This window comes from Vibrio sp. SG41-7 (assembly GCF_014164465.1).
In the GTDB taxonomy this organism is placed as follows: domain Bacteria; phylum Pseudomonadota; class Gammaproteobacteria; order Enterobacterales; family Vibrionaceae; genus Vibrio; species Vibrio splendidus.
Window position 1 is genome coordinate 23568 of record NZ_JACJFF010000047.1, and the last position, 15246, is coordinate 38813.

15 protein-coding genes are annotated in these 15246 nt (G+C 44.6%); 8 read left to right on the forward strand and 7 right to left on the reverse strand.

Annotated features, from left to right (window positions below; genetic code table 11):
- Position 1 precedes the first annotated feature (1 nt).
- The 5 genes from H5300_RS13850 to H5300_RS13870 all read left to right on the forward strand — a co-directional run bounded on the left by H5300_RS13850 (position 2) and on the right by H5300_RS13870 (position 5475).
- Positions 2–1219, forward strand: a complete 1218-nt coding sequence (locus H5300_RS13850) for an MFS transporter (protein ID WP_182796193.1) — start codon at positions 2–4, stop codon at positions 1217–1219.
- Complete coding sequence (locus tag H5300_RS13855) at positions 1191–3056, forward strand: IucA/IucC family siderophore biosynthesis protein (protein ID WP_182796194.1); 1866 nt, start codon at positions 1191–1193, stop codon at positions 3054–3056. Before H5300_RS13850 ends, H5300_RS13855 begins: the two co-directional genes overlap by 29 nt.
- Positions 3049–4251 (forward strand): type III PLP-dependent enzyme, encoded by a 1203-nt coding sequence (locus tag H5300_RS13860; RefSeq protein WP_182796195.1) that lies wholly within the window; start codon positions 3049–3051, stop codon positions 4249–4251. Before H5300_RS13855 ends, H5300_RS13860 begins: the two co-directional genes overlap by 8 nt.
- Positions 4252–4527: 276 nt before the next feature.
- Entirely contained in the window at positions 4528–4794 is a 267-nt protein-coding gene (locus H5300_RS13865; RefSeq protein WP_050648123.1) for a DUF3081 domain-containing protein, read from the forward strand.
- Between the two features lie 45 nt (positions 4795–4839).
- On the forward strand, positions 4840–5475 hold the full coding sequence (locus H5300_RS13870) for a CIA30 family protein (protein ID WP_405055139.1): 636 nt from the start codon (positions 4840–4842) through the stop codon (positions 5473–5475).
- A gap of 130 nt (positions 5476–5605) precedes the next feature.
- Here H5300_RS13870 and H5300_RS13875 read toward each other — a convergent pair whose 3' ends face one another.
- Together H5300_RS13875 and H5300_RS13880 are read right to left on the reverse strand one after the other, a co-directional pair.
- On the reverse strand, positions 5606–6631 hold the full coding sequence (locus H5300_RS13875) for a zinc-binding alcohol dehydrogenase family protein (protein ID WP_182796197.1): 1026 nt from the start codon (positions 6629–6631) through the stop codon (positions 5606–5608).
- 179 nt (positions 6632–6810) lie between these two features.
- The gene (locus tag H5300_RS13880; RefSeq protein WP_182796203.1) at positions 6811–7578 is read right to left on the reverse strand and encodes a glycine betaine ABC transporter substrate-binding protein; all 768 of its coding nucleotides are present in this window, start codon (positions 7576–7578) and stop codon (positions 6811–6813) included.
- A gap of 269 nt (positions 7579–7847) precedes the next feature.
- Here H5300_RS13880 and H5300_RS13885 point away from each other — a divergent pair, with 269 nt between their 5' ends.
- Entirely contained in the window at positions 7848–8780 is a 933-nt protein-coding gene (locus H5300_RS13885) for a LysR family transcriptional regulator (protein WP_182796198.1), read from the forward strand.
- A 156-nt stretch (positions 8781–8936) separates the two neighbouring features.
- Here H5300_RS13885 and H5300_RS13890 read toward each other — a convergent pair whose 3' ends face one another.
- Both H5300_RS13890 and H5300_RS13895 read right to left on the reverse strand, forming a co-directional pair.
- Positions 8937–9326 carry a hypothetical protein gene (locus H5300_RS13890; RefSeq protein ID WP_004731720.1) on the reverse strand — a complete coding sequence of 130 codons (390 nt, stop codon included), beginning with the start codon at positions 9324–9326 and terminating at the stop codon, positions 8937–8939.
- 170 nt (positions 9327–9496) lie between these two features.
- Complete coding sequence (locus H5300_RS13895; protein WP_182796199.1) at positions 9497–10690, reverse strand: benzoate/H(+) symporter BenE family transporter; 1194 nt, start codon at positions 10688–10690, stop codon at positions 9497–9499.
- A gap of 99 nt (positions 10691–10789) precedes the next feature.
- Here H5300_RS13895 and H5300_RS13900 point away from each other — a divergent pair, with 99 nt between their 5' ends.
- Entirely contained in the window at positions 10790–11356 is a 567-nt protein-coding gene (locus H5300_RS13900; protein ID WP_182796200.1) for a helix-turn-helix domain-containing protein, read from the forward strand.
- 105 nt (positions 11357–11461) lie between these two features.
- Here H5300_RS13900 and H5300_RS13905 read toward each other — a convergent pair whose 3' ends face one another.
- A complete protein-coding gene (locus H5300_RS13905) occupies positions 11462–12511 on the reverse strand; it encodes a cysteine synthase A (protein WP_108196633.1) in 1050 nt (349 codons plus the stop codon).
- 170 nt (positions 12512–12681) lie between these two features.
- On the opposite strand from H5300_RS13905, the gene H5300_RS13910 reads away from it, so the two are divergent.
- Positions 12682–12897, forward strand: coding sequence for a hypothetical protein (locus H5300_RS13910; RefSeq protein ID WP_004731730.1), 216 nt, complete (start codon positions 12682–12684; stop codon positions 12895–12897).
- Between the two features lie 203 nt (positions 12898–13100).
- Here the strand turns inward: H5300_RS13910 and H5300_RS13915 are convergent, their stop codons facing one another.
- Positions 13101–14294 (reverse strand): acetate/propionate family kinase, encoded by a 1194-nt coding sequence (locus tag H5300_RS13915; RefSeq protein ID WP_108123305.1) that lies wholly within the window; start codon positions 14292–14294, stop codon positions 13101–13103.
- A gap of 765 nt (positions 14295–15059) precedes the next feature.
- A partial coding sequence (locus H5300_RS13920) for a hypothetical protein (protein ID WP_182796201.1) occupies positions 15060–15246 on the reverse strand: 187 nt, incomplete at its 5' end.

The following is a 15246-nucleotide window of genomic DNA, read 5'->3' on the forward strand; positions in this document are numbered from 1 at the left end:
CATGACCAAACTCATCTATTGTGTACTTTTAAGCCACTTTATCGCCGCGTTTGCAGCCTTAGGAATGCCGCTGTTTTTGCCAATGGTATTGCCAACACTGGATGCAAACATTACTTCGGACTGGGCTGGGGTACTGTTCATTTTGCCGACCTTTTGCACTGCCGTTGCGGCACGCTTTTGGGGGCAGTTTGCTGATAAATATGGCAGACGTCGCTCTCTATTACGTGCTCAACTCGGGCTTGCAGCAGGCTTCGCGCTGTGTGGCTTAGCCGATAATCTCTCAATGTTTGTGTTTGGTCTTATCATTCAAGGAACCTTTGGTGGCACCATGGCCGCCTCAAACAGCTACTTATCCAGCCAAATCAACGATGCGAAATCACTCGGTAAGTCACTCAATAAAACTCAGCTTTCTGCCCGTCTGGCGCTAATTATTGCTCCGATAGGGCTTGGCTGGAGCTTATCAGAAACAAACCCGCTGAACGCGTATCTGTGGTTGTCCGCTTTGCCGCTATTCGCGCTATTGATCACCTTAACATTACCCATCGATGACTTAGCGAAATCTAAGGGGATTGTAAAAGATCAGGTATCGAATAAAGCTCAAAGCAGCCAAACCAAATCATTAAATACGCTTTATTGGGTCTTTGGCGCGCAGTTTAGCTTTGCTTTCGCCATGGTCGTCACGTTCCCCTATTTCTCGCCTTATGTGCAGCAATATGGCGTGACAAGCCAAGCGTGGATTGGGTTTTTATATGCCCTCCCACATGGTGTTTATCTGCTCTTTGCAGGAAAAGTTCATCTGTTCTCAGAATGGGTTGATCGCCACCAGTTTGAACGCAATCAAGCACAGCGTACTTTATGGCTAGGCTTTGGTTTGCTTTCACTCAGTGCAGCAATGCATCTCACTCCTTATCAAGAAGTGTTGATTATTGCTCGTATTGTTTTCGGACTTGGCATGGTTTGCTGTTATCACGGCTTGCATCAAGTGTTGGCAAATCAAATTGATCGACGACAAAGCGGCAAAGTATTTTCGCGCTTTGATGCCATGTCGAAATGGGGTGGCGTTGCGGCTGGGTTGAGCGCGTCTTTCATATCAAGCTTGGGCTGGCTTGAGGTTCCTTTCATACTTTCTATGTTGATCAGTGGCATTGCTGCTATCGCGCTGATCATCCATTCAAAATTTGGACATCAACATGTTACAGACTCAATTATCTCCAAGTGAATATTCCGCTGAAGACCAAGCTCTTCAAAATCGTAAAAAAGTACTGCTAAACCGAGAAAAAGCCCAACTCAATACCATCATGGGCGTGGTGAACTGTTACTTGCGTGAATACGCGATACCAAAGAAACAGGTTAATTGGCGCTACAGTTCGGCTTCTCTTCCTCAAACTTTGAAAAGAAACTACAACGCTCACCAACGCGTGGCCATTCACCTACCTCACCAAGATCAACCTCAGAAAAATGGTCTGATGGTTTTACCCGTTGAGTACACCAGTAAACTGGGGAAAGTGAAGCTCAGTGATACACCTTGGGCTAAAATGCCCGGTGCAGCTTGGTGCAAATTGGACGCAACTCAAACCCTGACGCTTCTACTCAGTTACCTAAAACAAGTGCTGACGATTCCATTCAATCACGAGTTGGTCGAGCAAATGGAAAACAGTTTGTTGATTACCGAGCAGTTCCTAAACTCAGACAACTCACCCCAGCATCACAATGCGTTTATCGCATCAGAGCAATCGTTACTTTGGGGACATACTTTTCATCCAACGCCAAAGAGTCGATCAGGTGTCAGTATCGATGATCTGCTAGCGTGCTCCCCTGAGGTTGGCGCTAAGGTTCCCCTGTATTGGTTTAAGGTCGACACCGCGTTGCTCGACGTCTTGAGTTCAGATAACCGAACCTCACCAACGACCATGCTTGAACAACTTGCGCCTGATGAAAACAATTCAGTAGGTACCATGCTTTACCCTTGTCACCCTTGGGAAAGTTACACACTTTTGCAAAACCCAGTGGTCAAAACGGCCATTGAACAAGGCAAAATCATCCCGCTTGGATTAGGTGGTGAAAAACTCTTACCCACTTCATCCGTGCGCACTCTGTACCACCCAGATATGGATTGGTTTGCTAAGTTCTCTATCAATGTGCGTTTAACTAACTGCGTACGTAAAAACGCATGGTATGAGCTCGATAGTGCCGTTCAATTAACCTCGATTCTGCATCCCATCAAAGAGAGTGAACAGTTACGTAATCCTGTATTCAAGGTAATGACTGAACCTTACGCGACCACATTGGATCTAGAGTCGGTTGCCGAGCAGGAACAAACCGATGTTATTAAAGCTCGCGAGTCGTTTGGTATTTTGTATCGAGAGAATTTCACCTTAAGCGAAACCGATACTTTGCAACCAACGTTAGCGGGTGCCCTCTTTGCTTACGATACAGACGGGAACAGCTGCATCGCCACTCAACTCAAACAAAAAGCGCAAACAACACAAAGCCAATATGACAATGTCGCCACGCTGTGGTTTGATCGCTATCTGCATTGTTTGATTCCGGGCGTCTTTAACTACTACTTCAAACATGGGGTTGCGTTTGAACCGCACTTACAAAATACGTTGATTGGATTTGAAAAAGGCATGCCTTGCTGTGTATGGATTCGAGACTTAGAAGGTACCAAGCTACTACGCGAGTTTTGGCCATCAGAAACACTTCAGCAACTTTCAGAGCGTGCTCGTCAATCGGTGTACTACAGCCGTGAGCAAGGTTGGAACCGTATTGGCTATTGCACCTTCATTAACAATATCAGCGAGGCCATTTTCTTTATCGCTGAGGGTAACTCGGCACTTGAGAATACGTTATGGGGAACTTTAAAAGACGCTATCGTCCGCTGGACGTCTATCAATGGCCAGCAACCCGAACTAATGGCATTGCTTAACGATGGTCATTTTCCAAGCAAAAATAACTTCACAACACGTTTGATGCAAAATGCCGATAAAGAGTCCGGTTACACCCAAGTTGCAGCACCGTGGCCAACTCATTCAAAAGGAGTTCACCATGCTTAATTCTCCTCAACTTTCAGCCTCTATCCATCAAGAAATCCAGCAATTGGCCAAGCAACAAACGCAACCATTATGTGCTTATCTTTATGATCTCGATGCATTGGAGCAGCACATTAAGCAGATGCGCCATGTATTGCCAAAAAGCGTAGAGCTATTTTACGCCGCGAAAGCGAATCCTTCAGAGCCGATATTACGCACTTTAGCCCCTTATGTTGATGGTTTTGAAGCAGCATCAGGCGGAGAGCTTACACACCTCCACCAGCAACAACTCAATAAACCACTGATCTTTGGTGGCCCAGGGAAAATGCCCAGTGAGTTAGAGCAAGCGATTATACTCGATGTCGATGCGATTCATGTAGAGAGCCTCACTGAGTTGCAACGCATTGGTTCTTTAACACAAAAGTTGAATCGACCTGCTTCGATCTTCCTGCGTATGAACATAGACATTGGTGACATCACACTTAGCAAATTAGCCATGGGAGGAAAGCCTACCCCATTTGGTTTAGATGAAAGTGAGTTAAACAACGCACTGATGTATTTACGTGACTTCCCGTTAATCAAGTTGAAGGGCTTTCACTTCCATTTGATGTCACATCAACTCGACGTTGATCGCCACCTCGCCTTGATGCAACGCTATTTCCAAGTGGTCAAAGAGTGGAAAAAAACGTTCTCACTCGATGAGTTGGTCATCAACCTCGGTGGTGGCATGGGGATCAATTACCAAAACCCTAAACAACATTTTCCTTGGATGGAGTTTTGCGACAAATTGGAGTTCCTGATTTCCAAGGAACATTTACAAGATTGGAAGCTGCGTTTTGAATGTGGCCGCTACATCTCTGCACCTTGTGGCTATTACGTAATGGAGGTCTTGGATATTAAACAAAATCTTGGCGAGCATTTTGTGATTGCCCGTGGTGGCACGCATCATTTCCGTACTCCGGCAGCGCAAAGCCATGACCACCCTTTTGCAATCGTGAAAAGTAATCAGCAACCCACTATTTCACATCCGATAAACCATGCCACAGCCACGTTGGTTGGACAGCTTTGTACGCCAAAAGATGTTCTGGCACGAAATCAACATATCGAGCAGGTCGATATCGGTGACTATGTGGTGTTCACTCTAGCAGGCGCTTATGCTTGGAACATCTCGCATCAAAACTTCTTAATGCATGAGCCTCCAGTGTTTCATTACTTCTAGGCATCCGGGTGTGCTCTATGATTTCTAACTGATAGTTTGAATTAAAACTCCATAGAGCCAGCTAAAGACACTAAATATAAAAGGCACTCAATAAAAAGGCGTTAGTAAACTCAAGTCTACTAACGCCTTTCTTCTGTTTGTCTTAGCCCTTTTGCAAAACAGCTGCAGTGATTGAGTAACCGACTCCCCACTGTGATCGTAATGCAGAACCAAACCGTAGTTAATTCAAATACAAGCACTTAGCACTTTTTATCGACTACTCAGCGGGATCAAAACATGGACAACAGAATCACCATTTTAGAGTTTCTCAGAGTGTTCGATTGCATTCGCTCTTCGGGCAAGCAATTGGACAGCAAGTATCAATTGGGCGAGATGGTAGCGTGGCATGATTACGATGGTTACACCTGTTGGTTAAGCTACAGAGACGTTACGGTGACCCTGATGTTCCACGGTTCATTGAAGATCGAATACGACAAAGCATCGAACTATGAAGACTTCATCAAGCGTTGTTTAGCTATGCTTGAAACTGAACCCTCTCCTTAAACTATCCATAGCTATCAGTAAACAACGCAAAACCTATGGGGAGCAGTGGAGAAAAAGATGAACGGAACCAATTGTAAAACGCGGTTACTCCTTAGGTTAACCACACCTTTATTCCTTCTACTCAGCCTACATTCGTTAAGCCTTAAGGCAGATGCAACAGGGACAAACATGATCGACTTTACACAAGCTAGTGAGCATCAAAACTGGACAGTGACCAACGACGATGTAATGGGCGGCATCTCAACAGGCGAGCTCATTTATCTTGATAATATGAGGCAATTTAGGGGCGAGCTATCGTTAGAAAATAATGGGGGTTTCAGTTCTGTAAAGCGCTCCATTGAATCACCTGCCCATGTTATAGATAGCGCAGAGCTAGTATTCATTGGTGATGGTCGCACCTACCAACTGAGGTTTACAACATCGAAGGACGGCAATCGAGTTCAATACAAACACGATTTCGATACCATAAAGGGACAGCAGCTAAATAAGGTGTTCCACTTCAATGATTTTCAAGCGGTGTTCAGAGGTCGGCTACTGAGCGATGCGCCGGAACTTAAGGCACAAGACATCAAACAAATCGGCTTTTTGATTGCAGACAAACAGCCATCGCCTTTTGAGCTAGACCTAATACAGCTTCACTTCAAAACATCGAAACCTATCACATCACCAGAAGCTGACTAAACTGACTAAACTGACTAAACTGAAAACAAACAAAAGCCCCTGATACCTTTGACTAGCAATAAGATATCAGGGGCTTCTTCTATTTAGACCGTCAACGATTCAAAACAACGGCGGATTAAAACATCAGCAATTAGTATTTGATGGCAGTTTTTCCAATCGAGGCACTGCTTTCAATACGTTGATGTGCATCTTTGATTGTATCCACATTAAAGCCATTTAGGGTCGAGGTTAGCGTCGTTTTAATACGGCCCGCATCAATCAGATTCGCGGCTTGGAATAGGATGTCTTGCTGCTTCTGGATATCTTCAGTGTTAAACAGTGAACGTGTAAACATCAGTTCCCAAACAAAGCCTGCTGATTTACCTTGCAGCGCTGATAAGTCAATTCCGCCATCGAATTCTACAATCGAACTGATCATGCCTTGCGGTGCGATCAACTCAACCATCGCATCCCAGTGCCCTTTTGTATCAGCAACATTGAAGATGTAGTCGACATGTTGAATGCCTTGCTCTCGCACTGACTCGACAAGTTTACGGTGGTTCACCACATAGTCCGCCCCCATATCCCTTACCCATTGTTCCGTTTCAGGTCTTGAAGCTGTAGCGATAACATTCAGGTTGGTCAGTTGCTTAGCCAGTTGAATCGTAATTGAACCAACACCGCCTGCTCCACCAATGATCAGGATAGACTTTTTCTCTTCAGGACGAACACGCAAGCGGTCAAACAATGCTTCCCAAGCCGTAAGCGTTGCTAGTGGCATAACGGCTGCAGCTTCATCAGAAAGGCTCTTAGGCGCTTTAGCGGTAATACGGTAGTCCACAGCTTGGTATTCTGCGTTAGCACCCATGCGTGTTACGTCACCCGCATAGTACACACGGTCACCGACTTCGAAGCCTTCAACGTCAGCACCTTTACCAACAACTTCACCGACTGCGTCATAGCCCAGCACTTTTGGCTGATCAAGAGTTTTGTCTTTGGCATTACGAATACGAATTTTTGCGTCAGCAGGGTTGATAGAAGTCGCGCTCACTTTTACTAGCAAGTCATTATTTTTTAGTTCTGGCAGACTCGTTTCAAACTCAAATAAACTGTCTTGTTCGGTAATCGCAAGTGATTGAGTAAATCCGATAGCTTTCATTTTTGATGATACTGACATAGTGCTTTCTCCTGGAATTAGACGAGTTAATCTTAGTCAATTCTCACTCTAGATAAACCGCCTAATATTTGAATGATTCTCAAATAATTTTTGATAGTGGTGTTACCGTTATCTGGGTAATGGTGTTACCGTTATCTGGGTAATGCAGACATCTAACTGCATTGCCAACGGCTTAGAGGTTAAATCAGGCCTTTCTCAATCAACCAATCATGTGTGACTTGATCTTGTGATTTACCTTCACGGCAAACTTTGTAGTCTAGCTCTGCGATGATGTCATTCGAGAAACGTAGCGAATCCAACTTCTGAATCTGTTGTTCGCTGAACAGGTGCTTCTTGTCATCTCTTAATAGAAGTACCGCTCTATCAACAATTCCGAGTAAGCCTTTTGGCTCTTTGAGCTCACGAATATCGTAACGATAGTGCAAAAACTGCGGTTTCCACAGTGGCACTACCACCCACTCTTTGTTTGCGACCGCACTTTCAAAGGCACTGAAACAATCGTCTTCACTGCCAGGAAAGAACTCGTAGCCGGCATCGCTCAGGCCATAGTCTTTCATCATCAGGATAGAGAAGCGTGTGATGCCAGCGCCGGGGTTGATACCTTGGATGGTCGAGTTCATTTTCTCGACCACTTCGGCCTTTAATAAATCAGAGACTTCAGAAACCGCCTCTTCAGGCACATAGTCTGGTACGCCCCACAACGCGTAAGGTTCATAATGAAGCCCAAGCTCGGTAAGGGGCTCAACTTCTTCAACGCCCGCTTTGTAGATACCGTGACTTGATGGCAACCACGCAGAAGAAAGCATATCCACTTGGCCTGCTTTCAGCTTTTCAAAGTTCTCCTGATGTGGAGAGAAAATACGCTCTACCTCAAACCCCATGGCTTTCAATACATTGGCAACCAATGATGCGGTCGTACGGTGGAACGACAAATCCGTTACACCCATTGTGATTTTCTTAGTCATCTTACTTCCCCTACATCGTAGGCTTCGTCCATACAGTGCGTACTGCGCTACGTTGTCGATATGGCAAAATGATAGTGAGAAAATTACTAATGAAAAACAGCCTCACATTTGAATAATTATCAAATTAATTTTGACAATTAAGTGTTTGAAGCTAACTTAGAAGCGATAAGTAGGGATACCCCATTTGCAGAGTGTGATTGGGAAACATTCCGACTCCATGTTTAGAACATAATTCAATACAGGTAAACAACATGCTTCTTGAAGACTTACAGGTCATTTTGAAAGTGGCAGAATTTCGCAGTATTACTGCAGCAGCCACCAACCTAGACATGCGTACAGCTACCGCAAGCGCTGCCGTCAAACGTGTTGAAGCGGCTCTGGGGGCGGAATTATTTGTAAGAACCACGCGCCACCTAAGGCTCTCTTCAGCAGGCGAACGCTATTTACCTGAGTGTGAACAAGCCTTAAAAATGTTGGAGCAAGCGAAACTCAACATGAGAGAAGAGCTTGGTATTGTTGACGGTGAAATTCGCATCGCGCTTTCTTCTGATCTAGGGCGAAACCTAATCACACCTTGGCTTGATGAGTTTTTACTGGAATATCCTAACGCCGCACTACGTACTAGCATCAGCGATAGCAATATCGATTTTTACCGTGATTCTGTTGATATGGCGTTGCGTTATGGCTCCCCGACTGATACCAACATGTATGGCTTTAAAATCTGCGATGTGCCCAGAATATTATGTGCGGCTCCTGAATATTTGGCTGAAATGGGAACACCAAAACACCCGAGTGACTTAACTCAACACAATGGTTTGCTCTACCAACTTCATGACATATTGCAAGACGAGTGGATATTCAACGATGGCACTCAAGATCATAAAGTGAAACTAAAAGGGAACCGCGCTTCGAACGACGCTGACCTTGTAAGACGTTGGTGTATCGCGGGTAAAGGAGTGGCAATTAAATCTTGCCTAGACATGTCACGTCATCTGCTTTCAGGCGAAGTGATTAAAGTCATGCCTGAATTTAAACCAACACCCACAGAGCTGTGGTTAGTATGCCCAAGTCGTCAATCCATCACCCCGACGGTTCGCTTATTAAGAGATCTATTCCGCAATAAAACTGCGGAGATCCTTTCGCAACTTAGTGAGCAAGGCATTATAGAAAGCAAAATATCATAGGATCTAATGCAGCTTAGAGATAAGAAGTAGAGATACAAAAAAGGCGTTGGCGAACTTCAATTCGCTAACGCCTTTCATTATTTGAACATCATATGGGTATGATGAACATACTGACTTTATTGCAAGTACTTGGTTTAATAACCTTAATACAAGAGTTTAGTTTGACTCGTCTTCAACAACGTCACAACCTGCACAGCACTGAAGAGCAATTTCATGTTCGAAGGTGATGGTGTCTTCGCCTTCTTCCAGTAGCTCTGCGATTTCATCCGCGACTTCTTTCTCATCATCCGCTTCAATTTCGCTTGCTAGTTCTTCTTCTGAATAACCGAAGAAGTTAAGCAATAGGTACTCACGAGCTTCCTCTTTAGTACATACCACATTTGCTGAAAGATCAGGTGTAATCTCACCTTGCGCAAGCGTCGCTGTCAGTTGAGCTATAGCATCCTCTTTCATCGCAGGCGTTAACCAACCAAGATCAGTACTTACCGTCGTTTTTTTACAGTCGAAGCAAGGCAGTTGATGAAAATAGTATTGAAAGGTAGTCATAAGTAATTTCTTCTTTAAATGTTGTATAGCGAGATTATGCGCGTTTTGTAGCAAAATACTATCTCAATCACAGCGTAAGGCTTATTCGATCTGAATATTTTTACCAAGTACAGAGCACCATGATGACTACTGATAACTTTAAGGCCTCGCTCACTAGGGACATCATCTCATTACGACGAAGTTTGCGAAGCCTTGTTTGCTCCACCCGACTTAGCTTTATAATTGTGTAACCAGCAACAAAACAACCCGATGCACAGACCCCAAAATGCACTGCCGATCCCCAGTAAATTGGTGCCAGAAGCAGTGAATAAGAAAGTAAGCAGTGCGGGTTCTCTGTAATGACTGTCTGCCATTGATACCGCAAGGCAATTCATCAAGGTCGGCATCACCGCTAAACCAGCAACCGCAATGACAATCTCGGAGGGTACGGCGCTAAACAGCGACACAAATGACATCCCCATCACGCCAGCTAACAAGTAAAACCCGCCCATACAGATCCCCGCCATATAACGTGTCTTTGGATTACGATCCGCATTCGGACCCATGCAAATAGCGCCCGTAATCGCTGCAAGGTTATACGCAAAACCGCCAAATGGTGCGAAGATCAAACCTGTCACCCCGGTGGTGGTAATGATCTTCGATGAATCGACTTGGTATCCGTTCGCTTTTAGAACCGCAAATCCCGGTAAGTTCTGTGAAGCCATCGTCACTATAAACAATGGGATACCAACACTGAACAACGAAAAGAACTCAAAATCGGGCGTGATGAACACTGGGGTCGTTAATCCCATAGTCACCTGACTAACATCGAGTTTGCCAAAACCCACACACATGACCAGTGCGATGATGAAAATGCTTGGGATCAGTAAATTTCCTAACCGCGCTTTCGCCAGAATAAATACAGCGAGCATAACCGCTACGACTTGTGCCTCTTCCATTAACGACGTGAATAAACCCAAGCCGAATTGCAATAGAATCCCTGCGAGCATCGCAGAGGCAATCGATGTTGGGATCTGTTTTAGGACTTTCTCAAATATCCCCGCTAATCCAACTAACGTGATCAACATCGAACTGAACAAAAATACGGCCACTGCCTGATTCATAGTCAGCCCTTCAAGAGACGTGATTAACAACGCAGCTCCAGGCGTCGACCACGCTGTAACCACAGGTTTCTTGTAGTGAAGCGAGAGCAGTATTGTGGTCATCCCCATGCCAATTCCCAACGCCCAAAACCATGACGCCACTTGTTCTTCGGTTGCTCCAGCACTCATTGCCGCTTGGAAAATAATCGCCGCGGCGCTCGCATAACCAATGAAAACAGCGATAAAGCCGGTACTGACGTGAGAAAATTTTAGCTTAGTCATGTTAATTTATTCCTGCGTGCGTTATAACGTCCATAGACTAAACTTAGCACTCGTGCGCTATAACGCACAACTAATTTTTGAAAAACTTGTAGAGAAAATATGCAAACAGAAATTAAAGTCGGCGTTAACTTGAAACGCCATCGCCAAGAAAAAGGCTGGAGCTTAGACAAAACAGCGAAAGCAACAGGCGTGAGTAAAGCAATGTTAGGACAAATTGAACGTGGAGAATCAAGCCCGACAGTCGCTAAGCTCTGGCAGATAGCTTCTGGGTTCGAGGTGTCACTTTCGAGCTTTATCGCGGCTAGCCCAAACAGTGAACTGACGAGTTTATTCAGAGATGCAAACGAACTAAGGCATGAGGAATACAACATTGGTTTTTTCGTCAGTTTGTTGTTTCCTTTTGAGGAAGCACTAGGGTTTGAAATATTCGAACTCACCCTAGCACCCGATTACCAGCATGAATCTGCCCCACATAACGCAGGTGTCACTGAGCACATCTTATGTATTTCGGGAGAGATGGAAGTGATGTTTAATGGTGAGTGGCATACGTTACGAGCAGGGCAAGCCGTTCGCTTCAATGCTAACCAAAACCATGGCTACAAAAATATCGGTGAAGGAAATGCCGTATTTCATAATGTGATTCACTACCCAGATAACAAGCAATAGTGCCGGATTTGGTGATAACGGCTATAGCCGGATGTTTAGCGCTAACGGATGTCCATCGCTAACGAAAGAGCAGGCATCCCACTGGCTAGTATTCACTGAGAACGACTATACGTTGACGACCATGCTGCCATCTTCTGCTTGGTAACGTGCCCATAGTTGAGAAAGGTTTTCTTTATTAAGCTGTATCTCTTTTTCTTTCAGAAACGCTTCGTTGTGCAGCTTCGAATACGAGCGCTCAGCAAGGTCACAGCTAAATGTAACGATGGTTTTCCCTTTCCCCATTCTAGCCGCAGCGTATAGCGCTCCCGCTACGTTCAACGACGAGCTGCTTCCTAGAAGAATACCGTCATGTTCCGCAACAAGGCGGGATATCGTCACCAAATCCTGATCTGGCAGCGTGATTGCACGATTGATTTTTGCCTGCCTGAAATTTTCAACCGTTCGCATGATCCCTATGCCTTCCGTGAACGAACTTCCCGTTGATTGATAGTGTCCATTACGCAAAAACGAATAAATGCCGGACCCATTTGGGTCAACTAACCAAGTTTCGAGGTTGGGTTGCTGCTCAGATAGATAGTGTGAGTTTCCGGCAATGGTTCCACCAGTCCCTACCACAGAAACTAGAGCATCAATATTCCCTTGGGTTTGCTGCCATATTTCCGGTCCAGTATTTAAATAGTGCGCTCGATAATTACTGAGATTTTCGAACTGATCTGCCCACCAATAATTTTCATTTTCGACACCGATCCGCTTGGCCGTGTGGTAAAAGTGTTCAGGATTTGCAAAAGGACAAGGGTCGACCAATAACAGTTCAGCATTATAAAGCGAGATCATGCGCTCTTTCTCTTGTGCCTGCCCTTTGGGCATCACCACCAACATTTTGTAACCAAGGGATTTAGCCACCAGAGCAAGGCCGATCCCCGTATTTCCTGCGGTACCTTCAACGATTGTCATTCCCGGCTTAAGCTTTCCGGCTTCTACTGCATCCATAACCAACTGAAGTGCCGCTCTATCTTTAATCGAACCACCCGGGTTCTGGTGTTCGCACTTAATAAGAATCTCACAACCTGATATCTCTGAAAGGCTGTTGATTCTAACAAGATCGGTATCGCCGATGAGTTCACTGAGATTGTTTGCAATGTGGGCAAATGACATCGCGACTCCATTTATTTGTTGAGGATGAGTTTGTTGATCGATTGATCTGTCGATGATCATAAGCGTAGCTCTGAGGTCTGCTTAGTCAAGGAGTGGCGGAATTGAAAATACTCTCATTTTCCAAATAACAATTATAATTAGGAGTGATCGAATAGACTGAGGGTACAAAAATGTTTCTAAAAGAGAAAAAGAGCGGTGACCTCGTAGATGTAACTGAAATGACCAAATTAACCAACTTATTTCAGGACAGTATCGAAGGTCGGTTTCAAGCTGGCGAAGAACAGCAAGACCCTGAGATGTTTAAAAAGTCCGAACTGGTGTTTATGTCAGGTGAAGAGTTACCTCGATGCTGGACAGATCCAAACTACCGCTCAGAGGTTAAATAACCTTAACTCTTCCTGAGTACCAAGTGAGTTGTAATTGAAACTCTGTTCTAAAAGTGTTTGACGATGGCCTTGTGGGCTATGTAAGGGCATAGTTAATTTGGCCCCCTGTTAAAGCGTTAAGACGCATCTTTACTAGACACAAAAAAGCGAGCCACTTAGGCTCGCTTTTGATTGTCTTTTTCTTGCTTAGACTTCAGTTCAGATTACAGAAGCTCTACCGACTGTTGAGCAATCACGAACTCTTCGTTAGTTGGGATAACCATTGCTACAGCGTCTAGCATTTCTGATTTAGCGATGATGCCTTCAGCGCCAAAACGAGCGGCTTCATTGCCTGCTACGTCTTCAACAAAACCAAGAATCTTAAGGTTGTTTAGGATTTCACGACGAATTGGTAGAGAGTTCTCACCGATACCACCAGTGAAGATGATGCCGTCTAAAGAATCTAGCGTTGCAAGGTAAGAAGCAACGTATTTAGCTACGCGGTAAGTAAACACCTCAAAAGCAAGCTTAGCGCCTTCATGGCCCTCTTCCATTGCTTCTAAGATGCCACGAGCATCGCTCGTAAGACCAGACACGCCAAGGAAGCCAGACTCCTTGTTTAGAGAGTTAAATACTTGCTCTTGTGACCAACCTTTCTTAAGTAGGTATTCGATAATACCTGGGTCTAAGTCACCACAACGTGTGCCCATCATAAGGCCAGAAAGCGGTGTGAAGCCCATTGAAGTATCAACACTGTTACCGTCTTTGATAGCACATACAGATGCGCCGTTACCTAGGTGAACAGAGATGAAGCTCGATTCTTCTACTGGCTTGTTGACCATTTTCGCAGCTTCACGGCTAACGAAGTAGTGGCTAGTACCGTGGAAACCGTAACGACGAACACCGAAGTCTGTGTATAGCTCTTTTGCGATGGCACCTGTAAATGCACGTTGTGGCATTGTTTGGTGGAAAGCAGTATCAAACACAGCGAACTGAGGTAGAGAAGGGAAAGCTTCAATCGCAGCACGAATACCGATAGCACCTGCAGGGTTATGAAGCGGAGCTAAGTCAGATAGGCTTTCAATCTCATTCGTTACTTCTTCAGTAATACGAACAGTCTGAGTGAACTTCTCACCACCGTGAACGATACGGTGACCGATTGCCACGATATCAGCAGTGAAGCCTAAGTCTTCCATCAGGCCAACCAATTTGCCAATGGCAATTTTGTGGTGGTTACCCTCGCCTTGAATAGCAATTTCTGTTTTCTGACCTTGATGCTTCCAGCTCATGCGAGCATCTTCAAGACCAAAACACTCCCCTAAGCCACTTAATACTGCGTCACCAGAAACAGAATCGATGACAGCAAATTTAAGGGAAGAACTACCCGAGTTAATAACCAGAACAAACGAATTAGACATTGGATATGGATCCTGTTTCAGTACGAATTTAGTGAAGTTTTCGCTTCAATTTTAGTTAAGTCTATTATTCAATAATTTTTGAATCTTTCAACTTTTGTTTTGCAAAAACCACCAAATGAACACAATTAAGTTGATCTTAGTCATCAATTTATTTCTTTCGAGAACAAAAATTAAAAAATAGTTGAATTAGATGACGTAAATGCAGTTATGAAACTGATAGATTCATACAAACCACATTGAGAGCAAAGTCATCTTGGATTGAAATCTTATCCAAGAGACCAATTCATAAATTGAGCCCATAAAGCCAAAAAACAAGCTAGCGTTCTACGCTGCGACTTAAAAAATACAGCACGGCACTTAAATATAGAGCTGTTGGTTGCCAATACCCGCTAATAGACTTTAAGGCGTTTAACTTCGCCTCAGTACTATAAATAGATCACTTATTTGGTTCGAAAGGTTGAGCAGCTCTTACTTCAAATTCCATTTTCATTTTTCATTATAGCTGTGCATTTCTTTTGCTAGACATCGCTCGACTCCCATACCTCCAGATTAGACACGCTAAACGGCGCTTTACGCACATGTCACTGTGGCAGCCTTATGATGCGAGGCACTATCTTAAACAGGGCTTAGAACGTGCTACAGGCGTGAAGAATAAAATAGCAGGCACAAAAAAGCCGAGCATAATGCTCGGCTTTTAAATTCACTGTTTAAGCTATTCGTCTATAAGCACTTGGCTTGTAAACTTCAACTTAAACTAAAGGTTGATTAACCTTCGCTGCGCTCTGGACGACGACCGCGGTTGCCGCCATTGCCAGCTGCTGCGTTGCCATGGCCACGTTCGCCACGGTGGTTACCACGGTGATCACCACCACGGTTACGGTCAAAGCGACGTTCGCCATCACGACCACTAGCAGAGTTACCATCACGTGCGCCGTCACGGTTGCCACGGTAG